Origin of the sequence: Variovorax sp. IB41 (assembly GCF_016405905.1) — a bacterium.
Classification (GTDB): domain Bacteria; phylum Pseudomonadota; class Gammaproteobacteria; order Burkholderiales; family Burkholderiaceae_C; genus Variovorax.
Genome location: NZ_JAEFCB010000001.1, coordinates 970945 through 993495, shown reverse-complemented (window position 1 = coordinate 993495; position 22551 = coordinate 970945). Strand labels below are relative to the sequence as shown.

The window sequence follows — 22551 nt, the reverse complement described above, 5'->3', positions numbered from 1 at the left end:
GGTGTCGGTGGTTTCGATGGACGGGGTACCGGGCGGCCTGGCTAGGCCAGGGCCGCCTCGCCGCCCGCATGCCGCAGAAGCGGCGTTACGACCCATTTAAGGCCGCTGCGCGAAAAACGCAATGGCTGCGCGTTGCCGAGCACGGTGACGTCGATGGGCACGCCCAGCAGCGCCGCCAGCGCGTACAGCGTGCCGCCGTGCGCCACCACGAGCACCGGCGCGGGTTGTTTCAGGGCCGCGTCGAGCGCGGCGCGCTTGCGGGCGACGAACTGCGTCAACGTCTCGCCGCCCTCGGGCTCGCAGGCCCAGTCGATGTTGGCCGACGAAGTGCCGATCAGCGCGCCGAAGTTGCGCTCGCGCAGCTCGGCCTGCGCCGTCGGCGTGAGCCGCAGCGCGGCCGCGACCGTGTGGGCGGTGTCGAAGGCGCGCCGCGCGTCACTGCAGACGATGGTGCGAATGGGCTCGCCCGCCAGCAGCTCGGCCGCATGCGCCGCCTGCTGCAGGCCGAGCTCGCTCAACGGTTCGTCCACTGCCTGGAAGATGCGCAACGCGTTGCGCCCGGTCTGGCCGTGGCGCAGGAAGTAGAAGTGGTCGCAGGCCGGCGAGAGCGGCTGCGCGGCGGCGATTTCGACCAGCCGGTCGAGGCCGCCGGCGGCGGTGTGTGCGGGTGGGGGCTTGTTCTCTGACATGGTTTCGCTGTCCGTCGATCGCTCAATAGGCCAGCCGAAGCGGTGGGCCTTCGCGCTGCGCCTGCACGTCGGCCGGATGGAACGGCAGCGCATGCCATTGCTTGGCCGCGAACAGCGGCAGCTGGTCGTAGGCGCGCGGCGAGGCGAGGTCGCTGCTCTGGCCGTAGGTCAGCAGGCCCTGCGCGACCGGGCCGCGCTCGTCGAAGGTCACGACCTGCATGTAGCTGCTGCCGTAGTTGACGTTGTAGCCCTTCGGATCGATCAGCGACTGGCCCTGCGATTCGAGCTTGTTCAGCACGCCCTCGAACTCGTCGCCGCCGTGCAGCGCGATCTTCTGGCCGCGCACTTCGCGCGACTGCGGCACGCCCAGCGGCACGTCGGCCGCGAAGCCCGCGGTGCGCACGATGCCGACCGCGTCGCCCAGCGCCTTGAACACCGCCTCGCGCGTGGCGGGCGTGGCCATGTCCAGGCCGGCGGGCGTTGCCACCGGTTGCGCCGGATCGAAGGGCACGCGCCAGACTTTCGGCAGGTCCTTGGCCTTGCGCCAGAACTCGCGGAACAGCACGGCGCCCTTCGAATCGGCGTTGCTCGTGCGGTCCCAGGCCGAGAGCACGCGGCAGCCGAGCACCTGGTCGGCATTCAGCGCGGCACCGCCGGCGGCGCAGGCCGCCTGCAGGTCGTCCATCACCAGCATGCCGGCGAGGTTCTTGTCGCGAAAGATCACGCTGCGCAGTTCGGCCGCGCCCATGCGGTTGCCGGGCAGGCCGTCAACGCCGGCCAGGCGGCCTTCGATCTCCATGATGCCGCTGCGCGTGCGCAGCCGCTGCGGCACGCCGATGGGGCCGACCAGCGGCGAGACGCCGGCCATCGGCGCGATGCGCGGGTTGCTGAGCCAGAAGCTGTCGTTGCTGTTCTGCACGTAGTCCGGCGTGACCACGACCGGCATGCGCGCCGGCGCGATGAGGCCGGGCGTGGCGGCCGTGATGTCGCGGTTCCAGGCGCAGGCGCTGCGCGAGCCGTCGAGCACCGGCAGGCCCGCCGCGCCCAGCAGCGCCGCGGCGGCGGGCGAGGGCGCGCAGGCCTTGAGCATGTCGGCCGACACGTCGGGCACCACCGAGAGGTCGGCATACATCGCGTTGCCTTCGCGGTCGGCCGCGATGGTGTTGATCCACGGCATGCCCTGGTTGCCCATGGCGGCGCGCAGCTCGGCCACGTTGCGCGCGAGCGCCATGCGCATCCAGCTCTCGGCCGAGCGCACGTTCAGCGTGTTGGCATCGCGGATTGCATAGGCCTTCTGCGCGGTCCAGCCCAGGCCCGCGCGCGGCAGCGAGACGACGGGGCCCCAGTCGGTTGCGTAGAAGGTGTGCTGCACCGGCGCGGCGCCGCCGCCCGTGGCCGCGGCCGGCAGCACCACGGTGCGCGCGACCATCTTCTTCGGTTGCCCGTCGACCCAGTAGACGGTCGGGTCGTTGGGGTCGAGCTTCAATTCATAGAGCGTGAAGCGCTTGCCGGTCGACACCGTGTGGGTCCACGCCACGTCCTCGTTGAAGCCGATCGCCACCACCGGGCTCAGGCCGCCGGTGGCGCCCATCACGTCGAGCTGGCCGGGAATGGTCAGGTGCATCTGCCAGAAGCGGTTGGTGCCGTTCCACGGAAAGTGCGGGTTGCCCAGCAGCAGGCCGCGTCCGTCGGGCGTGGCGTTGCGCCCGAACGCCCAGCCGTTGGAGCCGAGCTCGCCGCCCTCGGGGTTCGCGTTGAAGCTGTGGCGGCCGATCTCGGCCACGGCCTCCGTGAGGCCGACGGGCGCCGCGCCGGTCTTCACGCCGGTATTCGCGCCGGGTGGTGGCGGCGTGGCCGCCAGCACCGCGCCGGCCAGCGCGCCCAGGCCGCCCTGGATCATCGACATCTCGGTGGCGCGCGACAGGTCGGTCAGCGTCATCGGCCGCACCCAGGGCTTGCCGCGGCAGGCCGCGGGCAAGCCGTTCGGGCCCGCGTCCTGCAGGTAGCGGTTGTAGCCCGCCACGTAGCCGCGCAGCGCGGCCTTCACGTCCAGGCTGGTGGTGGCCCCGGCGCGCGCGAGCGCCTCGTCGTCCATGTGATAGCGGATGAAGAGGTCGATCTGCGCATTGGGCGCGCGGCCCAGCCCGATCTCGCCGGTGTTCTGCGCGCCGAGGAACTGCGAGCGGTCGCCCCGCAGCGTGAGCAGGTGCTCGGCGGTCTGGCAGACGTTGTCCTGCGCATGCGCGTAGGCGCTGCCGTAGGCCAGGCCCTCGTAGTCGGGCGCGGTGATGTGCGCGATGCCGAAGGTGGTGCGCTCGATGGTCACGCTGCGCCCGCTGGAGGGCGGCGCGCTGGTGCAGGCCGAGAGCAGGGCGGCCAGGCCCAGGGCGCTCAGCGCGAGGGCCGTCGACGGGAACCGGGAGATCGGAGTGTTCGAAGTCATGGTGCGGGCGTGTGATTTGAAAAGGCCAGGAAACGGGACCGATTAGAGGACGAAGCCTCCGCCGCGCGCTGTCGCCAGGGCGGCACGCCGCGCACTGCCGCAGCGCGGCACACCACCCATGCTTCAGCCGAACTTCATGCCCTTGGGCCGCGCCTGCAGGCGGTCGACATAGGCGTCCAGCTTCGGGCGGTTCAGCTTGCCGCCGAAGGCGCGGTGCCAGATGAACATCGAGCCGATCATCACGTCGGCCGCGGTGAACTGCGTGCCGAAGAGGTACGGGCCGTAGCCCAGCTCGCGCTCCACCGCGTTCTTGGCCTCCTCGAAATTGGTCCAGCCGCGCGCGCTGTTGTTGCTGCGGATGTGCAGCAGGCTGTCGCCCATCGCGGGCTCCAGCTGCGCGGTCGAATACACCATGAGCGACAGGTAACGCCCGTGCTCGGGCGTGCCGGTGAAGGGCGCCAGGCGCTTGCCGGGAAACTTCTGGGCGATGTACATGCAGATGGCCGCGTTCTCGAAGATGCGCGTGCGCCCGTCGACCAGCGCGGGCAGCTTGCCGGCCGGGTTGATCCTCAGGTACTCGGGGCGCTTGTGCGCCTTGTCCTTGATGAGCGTGGTCACGATCTCGTAGTCGACATCGGCTTCGTCGAGCATCCACTTGGCGATTTGCGAGCGGCTTTGCGGATCGAAATACAGCTTCATGGTCATGGGCGTTCTCCTTCGGCTGGAGGGAATCAGAACTTGGGAATGCGCAGGGTCTTGCTGATCATCAGCGTGCCCGAGAGAGCGAACAGCAGCGCGAGCGGATGCAAAAGCCACGGGCCGATGGCCCAGGCGCCGCCCCAGACGGCGTCGCCGATGCGGCCCTGCCACGCCGCATACGCCAGCACGCCCACCAGCACCACGCTGGTCGGGATCGGCGTGCCTTCGAAATACTTCACCTTGTCGGCGCCCTCGGACAGCGCCTCGGCCGTGACGTTGTAGCGCGCGAGCCGGCTCACGCCGCAGCCCACGAAATAGATGAGGATGGCGCAGTCCCAACCGCCATCCAGGCCTGCCGCGAAGGCCAGCGCCGCGGGCGCGACGCCGAAGGAGATCACGTCGGCCAGCGAATCGAGTTCGCGCCCGAGCGCGGAGTGCGTCTGGCGCCAGCGTGCGATGCGGCCGTCGAACACGTCGAAGATGAAAGCCGCCGGCGCGAGCGCCGCCGCCCAGAGGAACTGCGCGAGCGACTGGCTCGCCATGTAGGCCATCGCCAGGAACACCGCGCCGACACCGCAGGCCGCATTGCCGAGCGTGAACACGTCGGCCAGGTGGAAGCCGCGGATCATCGAGAAATGCTTGCGGGCCGGAACGGGGGAGGGGGTGGTCATGAGAGGCTTCGGAATCGACGAATGGACCGCACCTTAACCCAAGCGCGGGCCCCTTCTTGTAGTCGCGCTCCGACGCGGTGAAGGCGTCTGTGGGCGTCTGTGGCCCGCTTGCGCCGCTCAGCCGCCGGCCTGGCGCGCCTCGACGATCCGGGCGAAGCGGCCGAGCAGCGCGGCGGCCGTGCCGGTGTCGCTCACGCCGTCGCGCAGCGCGGCCAGGTCGGTGCCGCCGGCCTTCAGGTCGCCGGCCAGCATGTCGATGTAGCCGCGCATCGTCTCGGCATCGAATTCGGGGTGGAACTGCACGCCCCAGGCGCTGTCGCCGACGCGAAAGGCCTGCACTGGCTCATGCGCGTTGCCGGCGAGGCGCACCGCGCCTTCGGGCAGGCGCAGCGCGCTCTGCAGGTGCACCACGTGGGCCGGGAATTCGGCCGGCAGGCCCTGCAGCAGCGCATCGGTGGCGGCGGCTTCGTCGAGCGTGACGGTCACCGTGCCGATCTCGATGCCTTGCGGATGGTCACCTGCTTCGCCGCCCAGCGCGTGGGCGAGCAGCTGGTGGCCGTAGCAGATGCCGAACACCGGCGTGTTCTGCGCCACGAGCCGTGCGAGCCATTCGGCGGTGCGCTCGCTCCAGGCCTCGCGGTGCGACACCATCGCATGCGAGCCGGTGATCACCGCGCCCGACACCGCATCCGGTGCGGGCAGCGTGTCGCCGCGGCGCGGGTCGACCACCAGAAGCGGCAGGGTCTGCGTGTCGAGGCCGTCGGCGATCCAGTGTTCGAAATCGCCGCGGCGCTCGCGCAGCGTGGCATGGGTGTCGCCGAGCTTGACGATGACGAGCGGAAGAGGGCTGTGGTTGTCCATGCCCGGGATCATGCCGCAGGCGACATGCGCAAGCGGATGCTCAGGGAATGCTGGCTTCGTAGGCCTTCTCGATGTCCTGCAGGTTTGTCCAGAACCCATGCGGCTTGCGCCCATGCAGCACGTCGTCGAGCACGTCCAGGTGCGCATGCCAGCCGCTGGAGACGCTCACCGTTTCCTTGCGGTCGGGCAGGCGCCGGTGCGTGAGCACGAGCTGCGTGCCGTCGCCTTTGGGCGCGAGTTCGAAGGTGACTTCGGAGGCCGTGTCGCTCTCGCTGCCCCAGCTGATCGTCAGCAGTTTGGGTGGCTCGATGCGCACCACGCGCGACTTCTGGATGTGCGTCTTGCGGTAGGCCGCGTAGTGCTCGGGCGCTTCCTCGCCGGAGAGTTCGGCGTGCTGGAAGCGCAGCTCGAACACGCCGCCCGGCGCCGCCGCCATGGAGCCGCCGGCCAGCCAGGTCCTGCGCTTCTCGGGGTCGACGAGGTAGGCCCACACGCGCTCGACGGGCGCGGGCAGGGTGCGCTCCACACGCAGGGTGGCGGGTTCGATCAATGTGCCGAGGCTGTGCTTGAGTGTCATGAGGTCGCGCTCCTTGAGAGATTCGTTCACTTGCCGGATGTGTCGCGCCGCAGTTCCTCTGCAAGCGCGTCGAGATGGGTGTTCCAGAAGCCTTCGTAGTGGCGCAGCCATGCATCGGCCGTGGCCAGCGCCGCCGGCTCGAGCCGGCAGACATGTGCCCGGCCGAGCACGGTGCGCGAGACCAGGCCCGCGCGCTCCAGCGTCTTGACGTGCTTGGAGGCGCCCGCGAAGGACATGTGGAACGGCGCGCCGAGTTCGCCCACGCTGCAGTCGCCCTGGGCCAGCAGTTGCAGCATGGTGCGGCGCGTGCTGTCGGCCAGGGCCTGGAACACGGCGTCGAGCCGTTCGTCATCTAGTTCAACCATGAAGTTGAATATAGATGGATTCCGGAAATTATTCAACCACAAGGTTGAATATAAAAATCCGAGGCGTTACACCCGATACACGCGAGACGCCCACACGCCGCGGCGCACTTGGGCCTGCGCGATGGCGCTCCTACGATGAGGGCTCGTTCCATTCACTTGCCACACAACCCATGAATCCTCTCGTACATCGCCGCACCCTGTTGCTCGCCGCTTCCGCCCTTCCGCTCGCGAGCGCCTGCACCGCATGGTCCGCCAAGGGCGCGCAGCAGGATGCGTCGGCGCAACTGGCCGCGCTCGAAAGCGCATCGGGCGGGCGGCTCGGCGTCGTCGGCTTCAACACCGCCACCGGCGCGCGCGTGCAGCATCGCGCGGACGAGCGCTTTCCGTTCTGCAGCACCTTCAAGCTCATGCTGGCCGCGGCCGTCCTGGACCGCAGCGCGAAGGAGGGCGGCCTGCTCGCGCGGCGCGTCAACTACAGCAAGGGCGACATCATCCCCAACTCGCCCATCACCGAGAAGAACGTCGCGGCCGGCATGACGGTGGCCGACCTGTGCGCCGCCACGATCCAGTACAGCGACAACGCCGCGGCCAACCTGCTCATGAAGATCCTGGGCGGCCCGCCCGCGGTGACGGCGTTCGCGCGTTCTTCCGGTGACGATGCCTTCAGGCTCGACCGCTGGGAGACCGAACTCAACACCGCCATCCCCAGCGACCTGCGCGACACGACCACGCCCGCGGCCATGGCGGCCAGCGTCCAGCGGCTGGTGCTGGGCAATGCGCTCGGCGCATCGCAACGCGAGCAGCTCAAGACCTGGCTGCTGGGCAACACCACCAGCACCGAACGCTTCCTGGCCGGCGTGCCCGCGGGATGGAAGGTCGGCGACAAGACCGGCGCGGGCTCCTACGGCACGAACAACGACGTCGGCGTGCTCTGGCCACCAGCGGGTGCGCCGCTGGTGCTGGCGGTGTACCTGACGTTTCCGGAGAAGGATGCGAAGGGGCGCAACGATGTGGTGGCGTCGGCGACGCGGATTGCGGTGGGGGCGCTGGCCTGAGTCGCGCTGCTACAGCACGAACCACCCCACCGCCACATAGTGGCTCGCCGTCCCCGCCAGCACGAACAGGTGCCACGCCCCGTGCGCATGCCGCAGCCCGAAACTGTTGCGATAGAACACGGTGCCGGCGGTGTACAGCACGCCGCCGATCAGGAGCCACGCGAGCCCGCCGCCCTCGAGCCGCGCCGCGAGCGGCACGGCGGCCAGCACACCGAGCCAGCCCATGCCGATGTACAGCGCGAGCGGGGGCTTTTGCGGCGCGCCGGTCTTGGGCGGTTGGAGCTCGCGCCAGATGCCGTAGAACGCGGCGCCCCAGATCGTCGCGAGCAGCAGCCAGCCCCAGAACCCCTGCAGCGTGACGAGCGCGAACGGTGTGTACGTGCCCGCGATCAGCAGGTAGATCGCGCAGTGATCGGCGCGCTCCCACATGCGCTTGAAGCGCCCGCGCGTGCTGTGGAACAGCGTCGAGGCCGCATACAGCGCCACGGCCGAGAGAGAGAACACCAGCGCGCCCGCGATGCGCGCGGGGTCGCCGGTGGGCACGGTCTTGGCGAGCAGCAGGGCGGCCGCGGGCAGCGCGAGCACGAGCCCCAGCAGGTGGCTGTATCCGTTGAGTCGTTCGCCTGGATACATGCGCCGCCTGCTGTCTGTTACCGGCCCTGACCCTTACCGGCCGGTTTCCTTCAGGTACGCCTGGCGCGCTGCGAAGGCGGTGTTCGCGAAGTCCGAGAACACGCCGTCGATGCCCGCGCGGAAGTACGCCAGGTACTCGGCCACCGGGTCGCCCTTGAACACGCCCGCGAGGTACTTGGCCTCGTTGCGGAAGGTGTAGCTGTGCACGATGAGGCCGGCCTTGTGCGCATCGGCGATGAGCGCGGTGGGCTTGATGGTGTTCACGTCGGCGAGCGTGCCCTTGTCCTTGAACGGCACGATGGTGTGCGCCATGACCTGCGGCTTCCAGGGGCCGATGCCGTCGGCGTAGGTCTTGACCTCGGCCAGGCCCGCGGGCGTGAGCATCTCGCCGAACCACTTGGGGTTGCCGGCCAGCGTCCAGCTGTAGGGGCGGCCGTCGACGAAGGTGTAGACGTCGTTGGTGACGTAGATCATCTCGCCGGTCTTGAAGTCGATGGCATTGCCGTCCACCAGCTGCACCGCGCGGGCCTTCAGGCCGGCCGTGCGCAGGTACTTCAGGCTCTCGGGCTCGAAGCTCTGCACGAAGATCGGCGCGTCCTTCCGGTTGAGGTCGTTGGCGGCCATGATCTTCAGGAGCGCGTCTTCCAGCGGATGGCTGCCGGCGACGCCGCAGCCGTTGGCGATGGCCTGTGCGTTGTTCCAGATCGGGTTCTTGGTTTCCGGGTAGATGGTGAGCGCGCGGCCGGTCGACTTGGACTTGGCCTTCGCGATGTCGATCACTTCCTGGAAGCTCAGGATCGGCAGCTTGCCGTTGAGCTCGGTGGGGCGCTGGTCGGCGGCGTCGTAGGTGGTGCCGGCGATCCACTGCTTGAGCTCGCCCATCGTGAAGTCGGTGATCGACCAGTCGTTGGTGTGGTCCTCGCCGTCCACGATCAGCGACTTGAGCACGGACTTCGGGTCCTTCGGATCGGTCAGGTCGCTCAGGTACTGCGGCGGGCCGTTGTCGGCCACGGGCGGGTACTTCACATCGACCAGCACGCCCGGCACGGTGCGCTTGCGGCCGGCCACGGTGGCGTTGGTCTTGGCGACGTCGGCCACGTTCGTGTTGTCGCTCAGCCAGGGGTTGTGGCGCGCGACGAGCACGCAGTCCTTGGTGAGGTGCAGGTCGGTCTCCAGCGAATCGGCGCCGGCGTCGGCCGCGGCCTCGTAGGCCTTTTGCGTCTCTTCGGGGAACAGGCCCGGCAGACCGCGATGGCCGATGACCAGCGGCACGGAACCGTCGAGCGTGCCCAGCGGCGAGGGCTGCGGTGCCGGGGCGGGCGCAGGCGCGGGTGCGGGTGCGGGCGCCGGCGGGATGATCGGGAACACCGGGCCGTCGTTGCCGCCGCCCCCGCAGGCTGCGATCACGAGGCTGCCGCCCAGGGCGACGAGGGCCGCGCGCAGCGGACGGGGAGCAGGCGCAGGAACGTTCTTTGTCATGTTGGTTTTCGGATGTTTTGTAGGGACGAAGGCCGGCGGATGCTAGGTTTGGCCCGTGACGGCACGGTGACCGCCGGAGGCTCGCGCCTCAGAGGGTGTATGCGTCGATCGTGCGCCGGACCTGCGCCAGCGCGCCGTGCAGCGTGTCCAGGCTGACCGACCCCAGCGCGAGGCGAATGGCATGCGGCACCTGGGCGGAGGTCGCGAACGGTTCGGCCGTCGACACCGAGATCCCGTCGCGCATGAGCGCCGTGGCCACCTGGTCCGCGCGCACCTCTTCTGCCAGCGGCAGCCACACGAAGTACGACGACGGATGGCGCACGCACCGCATGCCGGCGAAGACGCCGGCCGCAATCGCCTGCCGCGCCATTGCATCGCCGCGCTTCTCGGCCTCCAGGCGGGTGACGGTGCCGTCCTCGAGCCAGCCGCAGGCGATGGCCGTCATCACGCTGGGCGTGTTCCAAGTGGTGGCGCGGATCGCGCGCTCGATGCCGGGCACCCACGCGGTCGGCGCGGCGACGAAGCCGACGCGCAGCCCGGTCGCGATGCTCTTTGAAATCCCGGAGATGTAGACCGTCGATTCCGGCGCCAGCGCGGCGAGCGGCGCGGGCGCGTCCTCCGCGAGAAAGGCGTAGGCCGCGTCCTCGATGATGAGGAGGCCATGCCGCCGGGCGATCGCCACCAGCTGCCGCCGCCGGCTCGCGCTCATCACCCAGCCGAGCGGGTTGTGCAGCGTGGGCATCGCGTAGAGCGCGCGCACGCGGCGGCTCTTGCAGAGGCGCTCCAGCGCATCGAGATCGGGGCCGTGGCCGGATGCGGGAATCGGCGCCAGCTCCAGGCGGTGCGCTTCGGCCAGCACCTTGAAGCCCGGATACGTCAGCGCATCGGCCGCGACCACGTCGCCCGGCTGCAGCAGCGCCATGACGGTCGTGGCCAGCCCGTGCTGCGCGCCGCTCACGAGCATCACCTGGTCCGCATTCACGGCGAGGCCGCGCGATGCGAGATGGCCGGCGACGATGGCGCGTTCATGCGGGCGACCGCCGTGCGGCTGGTAGCGCAGCAGCGCTTCCAGGTCACCCGAGGCGGCGAGCTGCCGCAGGCCCGCGCGCAGCATCTCGGCCTGGCCCGGCAGCGACGGGTAGTTGAAGTTCAGGTCGACCATGCCCGAGGCCGCGGCATGCTGGTCGATGCCCAGGCCCCGGGGCAAGAGGCTCTCCCGCACGAAGGTGCCGCGGCCGGTCTCGCCGCTCACCAGGCCCATCGCCTGCAGTTCCGCGTAGACGCGGCCCGCGGTAACGAGCGCCAGGCCCTTCTGCGCCGCGAGTTTGCGAACGGTCGGCAGGCGCGTGCCCGGCGGCAGGCTGCCGTCGCGAATCTGCGCGGCGAGCGCATCGACCAATTGCTTGTAGCGGGCTTGAGGCATGCGGCAATGTATCCATGACAATTTTTTGATTGTATTGATCGCCCTGTCTACGATGCGGCCCATGCACATCGCCATCCTCACCTTCGAAGGCTTCAACGAGCTCGACTCGCTCATCGCGCTCGGCATCCTCAACCGCATCAAGACGCCGGGCTGGCGCGTGTCGATCGCCAGTCCCACCGCGCGCGTGCGGTCGATGAACGGCGTGGTGCTCGAATCGCAGGCGTCCCTTCGCGAAGCCGGCGAGGCCGATGCGGTCATCGTCGGCAGCGGCATGCAGACGCGCGAGGTGGTCGCCGATGCGGGCTTGATGGCGCAGTTGCAGCTCGATCCGTCGCGGCAACTGCTGGGCGCGCAGTGCTCCGGCGCGCTGGTGCTGGCCAAGCTCGGGCTGCTCGATGGCGTTCCGGCGTGCACGGACCTGACGACCAAGCCGTGGGTCGAAGCCGCCGGTGTTGCCGTGCTGAACCAGCCCTTCGTTGCGAATGGCAACGTGGCGACTGCCGGCGGTTGCCTGGCATCACAGTACCTTGCAGCGTGGGTCATCGCCCGCCTCGTGAGCGCCGAAGCGGCCCGCAGCGCGATGCACTACGTGGCGCCCGTCGGCGAAAAGGACGAGTACGTCGAGCGCGCGATGCGCAACATCACGCCGTTCCTGGCGCCGGTGCCCATCGCTGCCTGAGACCGGGCCACTCAGCGCGGCGCGTACATTCGCGCGCATGGATACGCGATACCTGCAGAGCTTCGTCGCCGTGGTCGAACTGGGCTCGATGGCCGAGGCCGCGCGGCGGCTCGACCTGACGCCCGCCGCGATCGCCGCGCGCGTGAAGGCGCTCGAAGACGACATCGGCGTGCCGCTGGTGCAGCGTGCCGGCCGCTCGGTGCGCCCCACCGAAGCGGGCCTGAAGATGCTCGAGCGCGCGCGCAACGTGCTGCGCGACGTGCGCGACCTGCGCGCCGCAACCAGCGGCGGCGTCTCGCTCGGCGAGCTGCGGCTGGGCGTGTTCATCTCGGCGCTCACCGGCGTGCTGCCGCCGGTGCTCGAGCGCCTCTATGCGCGCTTTCCCGATCTCTCGGTGTTCGTGGCGCCCGGCAGTTCGGTGGAGCTGTGCCGGCAGGTGGCGAACGGTGCGCTCGATGCGGCCATCGTGGTCGAGCCGCAGTTCGCCGTCGGCAAGGGCTGCAGCTTCGAGACGCTGCTCGAGGAGCCGCTGGTGGTGGTGGCGCCCGAGGCCATGGCGCACCGCGCGGCGCACGAGTTGCTGGCCGACGAGCCCTTCATCCGCTACGACCGCTCGGTGCTGGGCGGACAGCTCGCCGACCGGTACCTGCGCGACCACGGCATCCGCGTGCGGCAGCGGCTGGAAATCGACAGCCTCATGGCCGTCGCCGCGCTCGTGGGGCGCGGCCTCGGCGTGGCGCTGCTGCCCGACTGGGCGCCGATGTGGCGCGCCGGCATGCAGATCGCGCGCGTGCCGTTGCCCGAGCGTGCGCCGGTGCGGCGCGTGGGGCTCATCTGGGCGGCGCAGGGGCCGCGCGCGGCGCTCGCGCAGGCGCTGCTGACCGAGGCGCGGGCCGTCTTCGGTTAGTCAGCGCGGCACCTTGCCGACGGTGTTGGGCGCGCGCAGGAAGTCGAAGTCCACGCCCTTGTCCGCCTGCGTCACCGTCTGCAGGAAGAGCTTCTTGTAGCCGCGGTCGGCGGTCGGCTCGACCACCACGGTTTCCTTCGCGCGGCGCGCAAGTTCGTCGTCCGATACCAGCAGCGAGATCTCGCGATTCGCGACGCTGAGCCGGATGCGGTCGCCGCTCTGCACATACGCCAGCGGCCCGCCGATGGCCGACTCGGGCGTCACGTGCAGCACGATGGTGCCGAAGGCCGTTCCGCTCATGCGGCCGTCGGAGATGCGCACGATGTCTTTCACGCCCGCCCGCGCGAGCTTGCGCGGAATGGGGATGTAGCCGGCCTCGGGCATGCCCGGTGCGCCTTTGGGGCCGATGTTCTTGAGCACCAGCACGTCGTCGGCCGTCACGTCGAGCTCTTCGCTGTCGATGCGCGTCACCAGGTCCTCGGCGTTCTCGAAGACGACCGCGCGGCCTTCGTGCTCCATGAGCTTCGCGTCGGCCGCCGACTGCTTGATGATCGCGCCGCCCGGCGCGAGGTTGCCCCACAGCACCGCGATGCCGCCCTGCGGATAGATCGGCTGGCTCGCGGGCCGCACCACCTCCTGCCTGAAGCCCGGGCCGGCGCGTTCGATTTCTTCGCCGAGCGTGCGGCCGGTGACCGTGAGCGCGTCCAGGTGCAGCAGCGGCTTCAATTCGCGCAGCAGCGTCGCCATGCCGCCCGCGGCGTGGAAGTCTTCCATGTAGTGCTGGCCCGAGGGCTTCAGGTCGAGCAGCACCGGCGTCTCGCGGCCCATGCGGTCGAGCGCGTGCAGGTCGATGTCCAGGCCCATGCGCCCCGCGATGGCCGCCAGGTGCACGATGCCGTTGGTCGAGCCGCCGATGGCCAGCAGCACGCGCATCGCGTTCTCGAAGGCGGCGGGCGTGAGCACCTTGTCGATGGTGAGCCGGTCGCGCGCGATCTGCACCGCCTGCGCGCCGGTCTGCTCCGCGATGCGGATGCGGTCGGCCGTCACGGCCGGCGGCGATGCGCCGCCCGGCATCGTCATGCCCAGCGCCTCGGCGATGCAGGCCATGGTGCTGGCCGTGCCCATCACCGAGCAGGTGCCCACGCTGGCCACCAGCTGGTTGTTGACGTCGGCGGTTTCCTCGATGTCGATCTCGCCCGCGCGGTACTTGCCCCAGTAGCGGCGGCAATCGGTGCAGGCGCCCACGCGCTCGCCGCGGTGGCTGCCGGTGAGCATCGAGCCGGTGATGAGCTGGATCGAGGGCAGTCCCGCCGAGGCCGCCCCCATCAACTGCGCGGGCACGGTCTTGTCGCAGCCGCCGATGAGCACGACGGCGTCCATGGGCTGCGCGCGCACCATCTCTTCGGTGTCCATCGACATCAGGTTGCGCAGGTACATGCTGGTCGGTGCGGCGAAGCTCTCGTGCACCGAGATGGTCGGAAAGTCCATCGGCAAACCGCCCGCGAGCATCACGCCGCGCTTGACCGCCTCGATGAGTTGCGGCGCATTGCCGTGGCACGGGTTGTAGGCGCTGCCCGTGTTGGCGATGCCGATCACGGGGCGGTCCAGCGCCGCGTCGGTGAAGCCGGCGCCCTTGATGAAGGCCTTGCGCAAGAAGAGCGAGAAGCCGCGGTCGCCGTAGCTGGTCAGGCCCTTGCGCATGCCTGCGTTGCTGTCGGGGGCGTTGTCGTCGGGCTCGAAAGGAGAATCTGGCATGGGTGGTCGTGGGTGGTTATTCGTCGGACTTGATATTGGACTCGGTGATCACTTTTTTCCAGCGCGCCACCTCGGCCTGGATCTGCGCGGCCGACTGCGCGGGCGTGGTGGGAGGTGCCGCGTACACGCCCTGCTTGAGCAGCATCTCCTTCGCCTCGGGCGACTGCACGACCTTGGCGAGCGCCTCGTTCAGCCGCGCGACGACGGCCGCGGGCGTGCCGGCCGGCGCGAGCACGCCGAAGGTGGAGCTCACCTCCAGGTTCGGCACGCCGGCCTCCACGGCCGAGGGCACGTCGGGCAGCATCGAGATGCGCTGCGGCGTGGCAACCGCCAGCGCGCGCAGCTTGTTCGCGGTGATGAAGGGCAGCGAGGCCGGCGCGGTCTCGACCATCGTGTTGACCTGCCCGGCGACCATGTCGGTCATCGCGGGGCCGCTGCCCTTGTAGGCGATGTGCGTCATGCGGATGCCGGCCTCGCGCTGGAAGAGTTCGGCCGCCATGCGCTGCGGCGAGCCCGCGCCCGACGAGGCGTAATTCAGCTTGTCGGGGTTGGCCTTGGCGTAGGCGATGAATTCCTTCAGCGTCGTCGCAGGCACCTGCGGATTCACCACGATCACCAGCGGCACCGAGCCCACGACCATCACCGGCGCGAAGTCCTTCGTGAGGTCGTAGCGCAGGCGCCCTTTCTCCAGCGTCGCCATGGTCGCGTGCGAGGTCAGCGCGCCCATCAGCAGCGTGTAGCCGTCGGCCGGCGCCCGCGCCACCGCCTCGGCGCCGATGTTGCCGCCCGCGCCGCCGCGGTTGTCCACCATCACCTGCTGGCCCAGCTGCTCGCCGAGCTTGAGCGCGACGATGCGCCCGATCACGTCGGTGGCGCCGCCGGGCGGGTAGGGGATCACGAGCTTCACGGGCTTGTCGGGGTAAGCGGCCAGCACGGCCGGGGCGCATGCCGCGAGGGCTGCGGCCAGGCACGCCTGCAGCGCCCGGCGGCGCGGGAATCGGGGGGCTTTCATCTTGTGTTGTCTCCAGTTCGCTCTCGGTGCGCAGTGTTGCCCGTGGGGCGTGTGCGTTGAAGCGGCTGGGGCAAGGACACAAGATAAAGATTCTTGCGTGTGCGGCGGGGCGCGGTGCGCGCTAGCCGGCGCGCACGCCCATGTTCATGGCGCGGCGGTCATTCGCGTTGCGACACGGCAAGCGTCTTGAGAAACGCGGTCGCCGCCTGGCGGTTCGAGCTGCCCGCTCCTTGGGTCGCGGCGGAAATGTGCACGTCGATCCAGGTGCCCCTGGGTGATCTGCGTGGCAGTCGCTGGTGGTTATGCGGTCATGCGTATGCGCGAGGCACGCATCCTGAATGCGGCGGCGACCTGGGCTTGGCGGCATGCAGCAGTCGGGCAAACCCGATTACCACCTTTGTTTCAAATCCTTACGATCCGTTCGCCGGGCTTCTTCCGGTGGCCGACCGGTGCACTGGCGCGCAATTTGCACTGTGTTGACCTTCTCAAACAGAGGGAGAGTTCATGAAAAGCTTCTTGCCGTGGCGCCGGGCGGGCGTCCTGCTGATGGCACTGGGTGGCGTCGTCGCGAGCGCGGCCGCCCAGGCCCAAGTGCTGCAATTCAAGTGGGGCCACGTCTTCGAGCCCGGCAGCATCTTTCACCAGCAGGCGGAGCTGGCGGCGCGCAAGATCGGCGAGCAGTCCGAGGGCAAGATCAAGATCGAGGTGGTGCCCTCGTCCAAGCTGGGGCAGGAGGGCGACTTCGCGCTGATGCTCGCCAACGATTCCATGCAGATCGCCTACGTCGGGCAGGCCACGCTGGCCGAGGGCTACCCGCCGTTGCGGCTGGGCAGCTACCCCTTCGCCTTCAAGGACCTCGCCCACATGCGCAAGTACCTCGCGAGCCCGCTGCTCGCGGAGTTGATGAAGGGCTACGACGAGAAGAGCGGCAACCACATGGTGGCCCCGGTGTACTACGGCGCGCGGCAGGTCACGTCGAGCAAGCCGTTGCTCAAACCCGAGGACTTTCGCGACCTGCGCCTCTACGTGCCCGATGCCTCGGCCTACCAGCTCTTCGCCACCGCGCTGGACGCCAAGCCCATCACGCTGCCCTTCATGAGCCTCTACGGCTCGCTCAAGAAGGGTGAGGTGGAAGCGCAGGAGAACCCGCTCGGCACGGTGAAGGACAAGCGCCTCTACGAGGTGCAGAAATACGTGCAGCTGACCGGGCACATCTACGACACGCTGGGCATCGTGATCGGCAAGGCGGCATGGGCAAAGCTCACGCCGGCCCAGCAGGCGATGGTCGAGAAGACGCTCGTGGAAACCGCCAAGTGGACCAACGTCGGCGTGATCGCCGGCGAGCTGGAAGACGAGCAGTTCCTGCGCGGCAAGGGCATGACCGTCTCGCCGGTCAACCGGCAGGCGTTCCTGGAGCGCATCGCCAGGCGCTCGACGCCCGAGCAGTTCGGCGCGCGGCCGGGCGACTATGCGAAGCTGCAGGCGCTGGCCGGGGGCGCGAACTGATCCGCTAGCGCAGCGGGCCGAAGCGGTCCACGTACACCTGGGTCACCCAGTCGATGAACACCCGCACCCGCGGCGAGAGCTGCCGGTGGTGCGGGTACAGCACCGAGTGCGGCATCGGCGGGCAGGGCGCGTGCGCGAGGATCTCCACCAGCGTGCCCTCGCGCAGCTGCCGCTCGATGCCGTAGCGCGGCACCTGGATGATTCCGCAGCCCTGCTCGGCGCAGAGCTTGTAGCTGTCGGCGCTGTTGACGCTGATCCAGCCCTTGAGCATGTGTTCCTGGACCTTGCCCTTGACCTCGAAGCGGTAGGGGAACACATCGGGCCGCGAGGCCGAGAAGAAATTGACGCCGGTGTGCTGCGCCAGGTCTGCCGGCTGCAGCGGCGTGCCGTGCGCCGCGAGATAGCCCGGGCTCGCGCAGGTGACCTGCGGCACCAGCGCGAGGCGCCGCGTGACCAGCGACGAGTCGCGCGGCTCGCCCGCGCGCACCACGCAGTCCACGCCTTCGCGCACGAGGTCGACCAGCCGGTCGCCGCTGCCCATCGCAAGCTCGATGTGCGGATAGCGCGCATGGAACTCGCCGATGCGCGGCAGCAGCAGGTCGTTGGCGGGCGCGCCGTGGATGTCGATGCGAAGCCGCCCGCGCGGGTTCACGGCCAGTTGCGCGAGCGAGGATTCCGCGTCTTCCAGGTCGCGCAGCAGGTGGCGGCAGCGCTCGTAGAAGGCCTGCCCATCGGCCGTGGTGCGCACCTGGCGCGTAGTGCGCTCGAGCAGCCGCACCTGCAGCCGCGCCTCCAGCTCCTTGATGGCATGGGTGGCGGTGGCGCGCGGAATGTCGAGCGTGGTGGCGGCCTGCGTGAAGCTGCCCAGCTCGACGATGCGGGTGAACAGCCGCATGGCATCGAAGCGGTCCATCTGGTGTCCGTCCTCGGTGTTGATTGTTGAGTCCTGTTGGATTGTATTGACAGGTTTTGACTCTTTATTCAGCGCAAGGGAATAGAGAGACTCGCCCTCGACCACAAGAGGAGCGACTTCATGCCACTGATCTTTCCGCGCCTGAGAGGCTTCTGCGACCGCCTCGAACCCCTGGGCTACCTGCTGCTGCGCATCGCCTTCGGGCTGATGCTCATGACGCACGGCGTGCCCAAGCTCCTGGGCCGCAGCCACGGCTCCATGGCCGACCCGATGGCCGGCTCGGTCAACCTGATCGCCAACGTGCTGCACCTGCCGGCCGCGCCGCTCATCGGCTGGTTCATCGCGCTGCTGGAAGGCGTGGGTGGGCTGATGCTGGCGGTGGGCTTTCTCACGCGCCTGGTCGCGCCGATGGTGACGGTGCAGATGCTGGTCATCAGCTGGCTGCTGGCGCCCACCTTTCCCTGGATCGACCGCGGCTTCGAGTACCCGCTGATGCTGGTGTTCGTGGCGCTCTTCATCACCGCGCGCGGCAGCGGGCGCGGCTCGGTCGATGCATGGCGCGGCCGCGAGCTTTGACGCGCGAGCCGATCTCTTCTCCCCCAAAAAAGAAAGTCCACGATGAACGACACACCGACATGGCGTGCGGCGGGCGGCCAACCCGCGCTCAGCCGGCGCACCTTCATGATGACCACCGCGGCCAGTGCCGGCGTTGCCGCGGCCGGCGGCGCCGCAGCCACAACGACCGACGCGCCTGATGCGCCTGATGCGCCCGCGAACCCGCACGCCGGCTCGCAAGCCACGCGCGTCACCGTCAACGGCAAGTCGCACGAGCTGGCGCTGGAGCCGCGCGCTTCGCTGCTCGACGTGCTGCGCGAGCAACTGGGCCTCACGGGCGCCAAGAAGGGCTGCGACCACGGCCAGTGCGGCGCCTGCACGGTGCACATCGACGGGTGCCGCGTGGCCTCGTGCCTCACGCTCGCGGTGAAGACCGACGGCTGCGCCGTCACCACCATCGAAGGCATCGAATCGCCCGACGGCACGCTGCACCCGATGCAGCAGTCCTTCATCGACCACGACGCACTGCAGTGCGGCTACTGCACGCCGGGCCAGGTGATGGCGGCGATCGCCTGCGTGCGCGAAGGCCACGCCACCAGCGACGCGCAGATCCGCGAATACATGAGCGGCAACATCTGCCGATGCGGCGCCTACGCCGGCATCCTCGAGGCGATCCGCGAAGCCGCGCCGCAGATGCTTCGCAGCCAGGGAGCCCGCCATGCATGACTTCGCCTACCTGCGCCCCCGCAGCACCGGCGAGGCGGTGCAACTGCTCGTGCAGCACCAGCCCGGCGCGCGCTACTTCGCGGGCGGCACCACGCTGTTCGATCTGATGAAGCTCGGCGTGGAAGCGCCGGCCACGGTGATCGACATCACGCGCATCGAGGGGCTCGCGCGCATCGACGCGAGCGACCGCACGGAGCTGCGCATCGGCGCGCTCGCGGCGATGAGCGACGTGGCCGAGCACGCGGTGGTGCTGCGCGAATTTCCGGCGCTCTCCGAATCGCTGTGGAAAGCCGCCTCGCAGCAGCTGCGCAACATGGCGACCGTCGGCGGCAACCTGCTGCAGCGCACGCGCTGCGCGTACTTTCGCGGCGGCCCCGAGTTCGCCTGCAACAAGCGCGTGCCCGGCAGCGGCTGCGCGGCCATCGGCGGCGCGAACCGCGGGCATGCGGTGCTCGGCGGGAGCGACGCCTGCGTGGCGATCTACCCGGGCGACATGGCGATCGCGCTCACCGCCTTCGATGCAGTCGTCGACACCGTGAGCCCGCGCGGCGAGCGCACGGTGGCGGTGCGCGAACTGCACCGCGAGCCCGGCGCCACGCCGCACCTGGAGACGGTGTTGGCGGCCGACGAGCTGATCGTGCGCATCCGCATTCCGCGCGGGCCCGTCGGCCGCGCGTCGACGTACCACAAGATCCGCGACCGCGAGTCGTACGCCTTCGCGCTCGCCTCGGCGGCGGTGGCGGTGCACCTGCGCGGCAACCGCGTGGCCGATGCGCGTATCGCGCTCGGCGGCGTCGCGACCCGGCCGTGGCGCGCGGCCGAGGCCGAGCGCAGCCTCGTGGGCATGCCGCTCACGCGCGCCGCCGCACGGCGCGCAGCCGAACTGGCCTTCGCGGGCGCGAAACCGCTCGAACACAACGCGTTCAAGGTTGCGCTGGGCATCGAGACGGTGACCGACGCGCTCATGCTGGCAAAGGACAGGAGCTGAAGATGGCGAATCCCACGATCACGACGAAAAAGAACACCCCACGTGCCGGCACCGAACGCGTCGATGCGCACGACAAGGTGCGCGGCGCCACGCGCTATGCGGCCGACGATGCGCGCCCGGGCCTCCTGCACGCGGCGCTGGTGCCTTCGCGCATCGCGCGCTGCAGCATCACGCGCATCGACACCTCGGCCGCCGAGCGCGTGCGCGGCGTGCGCTCGGTGCTCACGCACGAGAACGTCGGCAGCTTCGACACCGGCGGCTTCCTCATGGGCGGCGGCTTCGGCTTCCAGAGCTTCTACCCGCTGCGTTCGGCGCAGATCGCCTACCGCGGCCAGAGCGTCGCGATGGTGGTGGCCGACACGCTCGAAGTCGCGCGCGAGGCGGCCGGGCTGGTGGTGGTCGCGTACGAGGCGACGCCGTTCGTCGCGACCCTGGACGCGCCCGATGCCGAACCGCTCGCGCAGGCCGCGGTGCTGCCGCAACCCATGTTCGCCGACCGGCGCGTGGGCGATGCGCAGGGCGCGCTCGCAAGCGCCGCCGTGACGGTGGACCTGCGCTACACGCTGCCCGCGCAGCACCAGAACCCGATGGAGATCATCGCCACCGTGGCCGAGTGGAACGACGGCGTGCTCACCATCCGCGAGCCGACGCAGAACGCCGAGGGCGTGCGCCACGGCCTCGCAAAGCAACTGGGCATCGAGCCCGCGAAAGTGCGCGTGCTCTCGCCCACGCTGGGCGGCGGTTTCGGGCAGAAGAACTCGCTGCAGTCGCACACCGTGCTGGTCGCCATTGCGGCGCGCGCGCTGCAGCGGCCGGTGAAGCTGGTGATGACGCGTGCGCAGCTCTTCCACAACGCGAGCTTCCGCCCCGCGAGCCGCCACCATGTGCGGCTCGGCGCGGACCGCGAGGGCCGACTTGTCGCGGCAGTCCACGAGATCGACCAGCAGACCTCGCGGCACGACCTCTTTCCCTCGTTCGGCACCGAGATCACCTCGCGGCTGTACGGCATCGCCAACTACCAGGGCAGGGAGCGGCTGGTGCGCACCGATGTGCAGACGCCCGGCTACATGCGCGCGCCCTTCGAGCACCCGGCCGCCTTCGCGTTCGAGAGCGCCGTCGACGAGATGGCCTACGCGCTCGGCCGCGACCCGGTGGCCTTCCGGCTCGCGAACGATGCCGCGGCCGATCCGCTCACCGGCAAGCCGTTTTCCTCGCGCCATGTGGCCGAGTGCCTCATCAAGGGCAGCGAGACCTTCGGCTGGGCGCGCCGAACGATGGCGCCCGGCTCGATGCGCGCGCCCGACGGCAGCCTCGTCGGCTGGGGCGTGGCGATCGGCACGTACAAGGCGGCCGTCGCACCGGCCATCGCGACCGTGCGGCTCAACACCAACGGCACGGTGCGCGTGGCGGTCGGCGGGCACGAGATGGGGCAGGGCATGCGCACCGCGATTGCCGTGACGGTGTCACGCGCGCTCGGCGCGCCCGTCGCGGCCATCGAGATCGCGCTCGGCGATACGACGGCCGCGCCGCAGCACGTGACCGCGGGCTCCTGGGGTACGGCCACGGCGCTGCCACCGGTGCTGGAGGCCGCGCAGCGGCTGATGGAAGACCTGCGCAAGAATGCGGGCAGCACGGGCAGCGGAAGCGGCGTCACCGCGGTCGCGCTGCTGCGCGCCTCAGGCCGCCCGTTCGCCGAAGCCGAAAGCCGGCGCCGTGCGCCGGGCCAGCCCGAGCAGGTGTTCGGGCGGCTGACCGGCGGGCTGCCCGCGGCGGCGGGGCCGGTGTATCCCGACTACGTCGCCTTCAGCTTCATCGCGCATTTCGTCGAGGTGCGCATCGAGCCGACCACGCGCCGGATCCGCGTGCCGCGCGTGGTGAGCGTGGCGGACTGCGGCGCGGTCGCGAGCCTGCGCACCGCGCGCAGCCAGGTCGAAGGCGGCGTGGTCTGGGGCATCGGCGCCGCGCTGCGCGAGGCGAGCGAGGTCGATGCGCGCTACGGCGGCTTTCTCAATGCCGACCTCGCGGAATACGTGATGCCGGTGGCGGCGGACATCGGCCGCATCGAGGTCGATTTCGTCGGCAAGCCCGACCCGCGGCTCAACGCGCTGGGTGTCAAGGGCCTGGGCGAAGTCGCGATGGTGGGCGTGGCACCGGCCATCGTGAACGCCGTGTTCCACGCGACCGGCAAGCGGCTGCGCCGGCTGCCGCTGATGCTCGAGGACCTGCTGGAGCGCTGAGCTTCTTCAGCGGCTGCCGCCGAACGAATTGACATGCACCTCGACGATGTCGACGTATTCGGGCAGCTCCAGCAGGAACTCCGCATCGCGCGCGAGCGGCGCCACGCGCAGCGGATCGCCGGCGCGCTTGGCGTGCATCGCCTGCATCTCGTCGATGGAGCGCCAGAACGACACGGTGCGGAATTCCGCCACGTTGCCGTTGAGCTTGCGAAAGTACTGCACGCCGAGGCAATCGGGCTTCTTCGCGATCTCCGCGATGCCGTGCTCGACGCTGTAGCGCAGGTACTCGTCCGCGCGCGCAATCGGCGTGCGGCCTTCCCAGATGCGCCCGACGAGCGGGGTGGACAGGAGCTTGCATTCGACGGCCATGGGGTTTCC

22 protein-coding genes are annotated in these 22551 nt (G+C 69.9%); 8 read left to right on the top strand and 14 right to left on the bottom strand.

Going from position 1 to position 22551, the window contains the following annotated elements; translation table 11 throughout:
- Nucleotides 1-41: 41 nt before the first annotated feature.
- The 7 genes from JC881_RS04600 to JC881_RS04570 form a co-directional block, all read right to left on the bottom strand.
- Nucleotides 42-689, bottom strand: a complete 648-nt coding sequence (locus tag JC881_RS04600) for a histidine phosphatase family protein (RefSeq protein WP_198784478.1) — start codon at nt 687-689, stop codon at nt 42-44.
- A 22-nt stretch (nt 690-711) separates the two neighbouring features.
- Nucleotides 712-3132 carry a penicillin acylase family protein gene (locus tag JC881_RS04595; protein ID WP_198784477.1) on the bottom strand — a complete coding sequence of 807 codons (2421 nt, stop codon included), beginning with the start codon at nt 3130-3132 and terminating at the stop codon, nt 712-714.
- A 123-nt stretch (nt 3133-3255) separates the two neighbouring features.
- On the bottom strand, nt 3256-3837 hold the full coding sequence (locus JC881_RS04590; RefSeq protein WP_198784476.1) for a glutathione S-transferase family protein: 582 nt from the start codon (nt 3835-3837) through the stop codon (nt 3256-3258).
- Between the two features lie 26 nt (nt 3838-3863).
- Entirely contained in the window at nt 3864-4502 is a 639-nt protein-coding gene (locus tag JC881_RS04585) for a CDP-alcohol phosphatidyltransferase family protein (RefSeq protein ID WP_198784475.1), read from the bottom strand.
- A 117-nt stretch (nt 4503-4619) separates the two neighbouring features.
- Entirely contained in the window at nt 4620-5363 is a 744-nt protein-coding gene (locus tag JC881_RS04580) for a glutamine amidotransferase (protein ID WP_198784474.1), read from the bottom strand.
- Nucleotides 5364-5403: 40 nt separating this feature from the next.
- Nucleotides 5404-5940: an SRPBCC family protein gene (locus JC881_RS04575; RefSeq protein WP_198784473.1), complete on the bottom strand. Its 537-nt coding sequence runs from the start codon at nt 5938-5940 to the stop codon at nt 5404-5406.
- Between the two features lie 26 nt (nt 5941-5966).
- Entirely contained in the window at nt 5967-6305 is a 339-nt protein-coding gene (locus JC881_RS04570) for an ArsR/SmtB family transcription factor (protein WP_198784472.1), read from the bottom strand.
- 170 nt (nt 6306-6475) lie between these two features.
- Here JC881_RS04570 and bla point away from each other — a divergent pair, with 170 nt between their 5' ends.
- Nucleotides 6476-7360 carry a class A beta-lactamase gene (bla, locus tag JC881_RS04565; RefSeq protein WP_198784471.1) on the top strand — a complete coding sequence of 295 codons (885 nt, stop codon included), beginning with the start codon at nt 6476-6478 and terminating at the stop codon, nt 7358-7360.
- 9 nt (nt 7361-7369) lie between these two features.
- On the opposite strand, the gene trhA is transcribed toward bla, so the two are convergent.
- The 3 genes from trhA to JC881_RS04550 all read right to left on the bottom strand — a co-directional run bounded on the left by trhA (nt 7370) and on the right by JC881_RS04550 (nt 10895).
- Nucleotides 7370-7993, bottom strand: coding sequence for a PAQR family membrane homeostasis protein TrhA (trhA, locus tag JC881_RS04560; RefSeq protein ID WP_198784470.1), 624 nt, complete (start codon nt 7991-7993; stop codon nt 7370-7372).
- A 33-nt stretch (nt 7994-8026) separates the two neighbouring features.
- Entirely contained in the window at nt 8027-9472 is a 1446-nt protein-coding gene (locus JC881_RS04555; protein ID WP_198784469.1) for a glycerophosphodiester phosphodiesterase family protein, read from the bottom strand.
- An 88-nt stretch (nt 9473-9560) separates the two neighbouring features.
- Nucleotides 9561-10895 (bottom strand): aminotransferase-like domain-containing protein, encoded by a 1335-nt coding sequence (locus JC881_RS04550; RefSeq protein WP_198784468.1) that lies wholly within the window; start codon nt 10893-10895, stop codon nt 9561-9563.
- Nucleotides 10896-10956: 61 nt separating this feature from the next.
- Between JC881_RS04550 and JC881_RS04545 the strand changes: the two genes are divergently transcribed.
- Both JC881_RS04545 and JC881_RS04540 read left to right on the top strand, forming a co-directional pair.
- Nucleotides 10957-11574 carry a DJ-1/PfpI family protein gene (locus tag JC881_RS04545; RefSeq protein WP_198784467.1) on the top strand — a complete coding sequence of 206 codons (618 nt, stop codon included), beginning with the start codon at nt 10957-10959 and terminating at the stop codon, nt 11572-11574.
- A 37-nt stretch (nt 11575-11611) separates the two neighbouring features.
- Entirely contained in the window at nt 11612-12481 is an 870-nt protein-coding gene (locus JC881_RS04540) for a LysR substrate-binding domain-containing protein (RefSeq protein ID WP_198784466.1), read from the top strand.
- Here JC881_RS04540 and JC881_RS04535 read toward each other — a convergent pair whose 3' ends face one another.
- Nucleotides 12482-14236, bottom strand: coding sequence for an IlvD/Edd family dehydratase (locus JC881_RS04535; RefSeq protein WP_198784465.1), 1755 nt, complete (start codon nt 14234-14236; stop codon nt 12482-12484).
- A gap of 16 nt (nt 14237-14252) precedes the next feature.
- The gene (locus tag JC881_RS04530; protein WP_198784464.1) at nt 14253-15248 is read right to left on the bottom strand and encodes a Bug family tripartite tricarboxylate transporter substrate binding protein; all 996 of its coding nucleotides are present in this window, start codon (nt 15246-15248) and stop codon (nt 14253-14255) included.
- A 504-nt stretch (nt 15249-15752) separates the two neighbouring features.
- Between JC881_RS04530 and JC881_RS04525 the strand changes: the two genes are divergently transcribed.
- Complete coding sequence (locus tag JC881_RS04525; RefSeq protein ID WP_198784463.1) at nt 15753-16754, top strand: sialic acid TRAP transporter substrate-binding protein SiaP; 1002 nt, start codon at nt 15753-15755, stop codon at nt 16752-16754.
- Nucleotides 16755-16758: 4 nt separating this feature from the next.
- On the opposite strand, the gene JC881_RS04520 is transcribed toward JC881_RS04525, so the two are convergent.
- Nucleotides 16759-17667 carry a LysR family transcriptional regulator gene (locus tag JC881_RS04520; RefSeq protein WP_198784462.1) on the bottom strand — a complete coding sequence of 303 codons (909 nt, stop codon included), beginning with the start codon at nt 17665-17667 and terminating at the stop codon, nt 16759-16761.
- A 120-nt stretch (nt 17668-17787) separates the two neighbouring features.
- Here JC881_RS04520 and JC881_RS04515 point away from each other — a divergent pair, with 120 nt between their 5' ends.
- The 4 genes from JC881_RS04515 to JC881_RS04500 are packed head-to-tail and all read left to right on the top strand — an operon-like array spanning nt 17788 to nt 22173.
- Nucleotides 17788-18243, top strand: a complete 456-nt coding sequence (locus tag JC881_RS04515) for a DoxX family protein (protein WP_198784461.1) — start codon at nt 17788-17790, stop codon at nt 18241-18243.
- A gap of 42 nt (nt 18244-18285) precedes the next feature.
- Nucleotides 18286-18948 (top strand): (2Fe-2S)-binding protein, encoded by a 663-nt coding sequence (locus JC881_RS04510; protein WP_198784460.1) that lies wholly within the window; start codon nt 18286-18288, stop codon nt 18946-18948.
- Entirely contained in the window at nt 18941-19936 is a 996-nt protein-coding gene (locus JC881_RS04505) for an FAD binding domain-containing protein (protein ID WP_198784459.1), read from the top strand. Before JC881_RS04510 ends, JC881_RS04505 begins: the two co-directional genes overlap by 8 nt.
- Nucleotides 19937-19938: 2 nt before the next feature.
- Entirely contained in the window at nt 19939-22173 is a 2235-nt protein-coding gene (locus JC881_RS04500; RefSeq protein WP_198784458.1) for a xanthine dehydrogenase family protein molybdopterin-binding subunit, read from the top strand.
- Between the two features lie 6 nt (nt 22174-22179).
- Here JC881_RS04500 and JC881_RS04495 read toward each other — a convergent pair whose 3' ends face one another.
- Nucleotides 22180-22542, bottom strand: a complete 363-nt coding sequence (locus JC881_RS04495) for a hypothetical protein (protein ID WP_198784457.1) — start codon at nt 22540-22542, stop codon at nt 22180-22182.
- Nucleotides 22543-22551: the final 9 nt, after the last annotated feature.

What these genes read in the sequence shown, in the direction of transcription:
- JC881_RS04600 (WP_198784478.1), bottom strand. Translation starts at nt 689, where the DNA reads ATGTCAGAGAACAAGCCCCCACCCGCACACACCGCCGCCGGCGGCCTC.
- JC881_RS04595 (WP_198784477.1), bottom strand. Translation starts at nt 3,132, where the DNA reads ATGACTTCGAACACTCCGATCTCCCGGTTCCCGTCGACGGCCCTCGCG.
- JC881_RS04590 (WP_198784476.1), bottom strand. Translation starts at nt 3,837, where the DNA reads ATGACCATGAAGCTGTATTTCGATCCGCAAAGCCGCTCGCAAATCGCC.
- JC881_RS04585 (WP_198784475.1), bottom strand. Translation starts at nt 4,502, where the DNA reads ATGACCACCCCCTCCCCCGTTCCGGCCCGCAAGCATTTCTCGATGATC.
- JC881_RS04580 (WP_198784474.1), bottom strand. Translation starts at nt 5,363, where the DNA reads ATGGACAACCACAGCCCTCTTCCGCTCGTCATCGTCAAGCTCGGCGAC.
- JC881_RS04575 (WP_198784473.1), bottom strand. Translation starts at nt 5,940, where the DNA reads ATGACACTCAAGCACAGCCTCGGCACATTGATCGAACCCGCCACCCTG.
- JC881_RS04570 (WP_198784472.1), bottom strand. Translation starts at nt 6,305, where the DNA reads ATGGTTGAACTAGATGACGAACGGCTCGACGCCGTGTTCCAGGCCCTG.
- bla (WP_198784471.1), top strand. Translation starts at nt 6,476, where the DNA reads ATGAATCCTCTCGTACATCGCCGCACCCTGTTGCTCGCCGCTTCCGCC.
- trhA (WP_198784470.1), bottom strand. Translation starts at nt 7,993, where the DNA reads ATGTATCCAGGCGAACGACTCAACGGATACAGCCACCTGCTGGGGCTC.
- JC881_RS04555 (WP_198784469.1), bottom strand. Translation starts at nt 9,472, where the DNA reads ATGACAAAGAACGTTCCTGCGCCTGCTCCCCGTCCGCTGCGCGCGGCC.
- JC881_RS04550 (WP_198784468.1), bottom strand. Translation starts at nt 10,895, where the DNA reads ATGCCTCAAGCCCGCTACAAGCAATTGGTCGATGCGCTCGCCGCGCAG.
- JC881_RS04545 (WP_198784467.1), top strand. Translation starts at nt 10,957, where the DNA reads ATGCACATCGCCATCCTCACCTTCGAAGGCTTCAACGAGCTCGACTCG.
- JC881_RS04540 (WP_198784466.1), top strand. Translation starts at nt 11,612, where the DNA reads ATGGATACGCGATACCTGCAGAGCTTCGTCGCCGTGGTCGAACTGGGC.
- JC881_RS04535 (WP_198784465.1), bottom strand. Translation starts at nt 14,236, where the DNA reads ATGCCAGATTCTCCTTTCGAGCCCGACGACAACGCCCCCGACAGCAAC.
- JC881_RS04530 (WP_198784464.1), bottom strand. Translation starts at nt 15,248, where the DNA reads ATGAAAGCCCCCCGATTCCCGCGCCGCCGGGCGCTGCAGGCGTGCCTG.
- JC881_RS04525 (WP_198784463.1), top strand. Translation starts at nt 15,753, where the DNA reads ATGAAAAGCTTCTTGCCGTGGCGCCGGGCGGGCGTCCTGCTGATGGCA.
- JC881_RS04520 (WP_198784462.1), bottom strand. Translation starts at nt 17,667, where the DNA reads ATGGACCGCTTCGATGCCATGCGGCTGTTCACCCGCATCGTCGAGCTG.
- JC881_RS04515 (WP_198784461.1), top strand. Translation starts at nt 17,788, where the DNA reads ATGCCACTGATCTTTCCGCGCCTGAGAGGCTTCTGCGACCGCCTCGAA.
- JC881_RS04510 (WP_198784460.1), top strand. Translation starts at nt 18,286, where the DNA reads ATGAACGACACACCGACATGGCGTGCGGCGGGCGGCCAACCCGCGCTC.
- JC881_RS04505 (WP_198784459.1), top strand. Translation starts at nt 18,941, where the DNA reads ATGCATGACTTCGCCTACCTGCGCCCCCGCAGCACCGGCGAGGCGGTG.
- JC881_RS04500 (WP_198784458.1), top strand. Translation starts at nt 19,939, where the DNA reads ATGGCGAATCCCACGATCACGACGAAAAAGAACACCCCACGTGCCGGC.
- JC881_RS04495 (WP_198784457.1), bottom strand. Translation starts at nt 22,542, where the DNA reads ATGGCCGTCGAATGCAAGCTCCTGTCCACCCCGCTCGTCGGGCGCATC.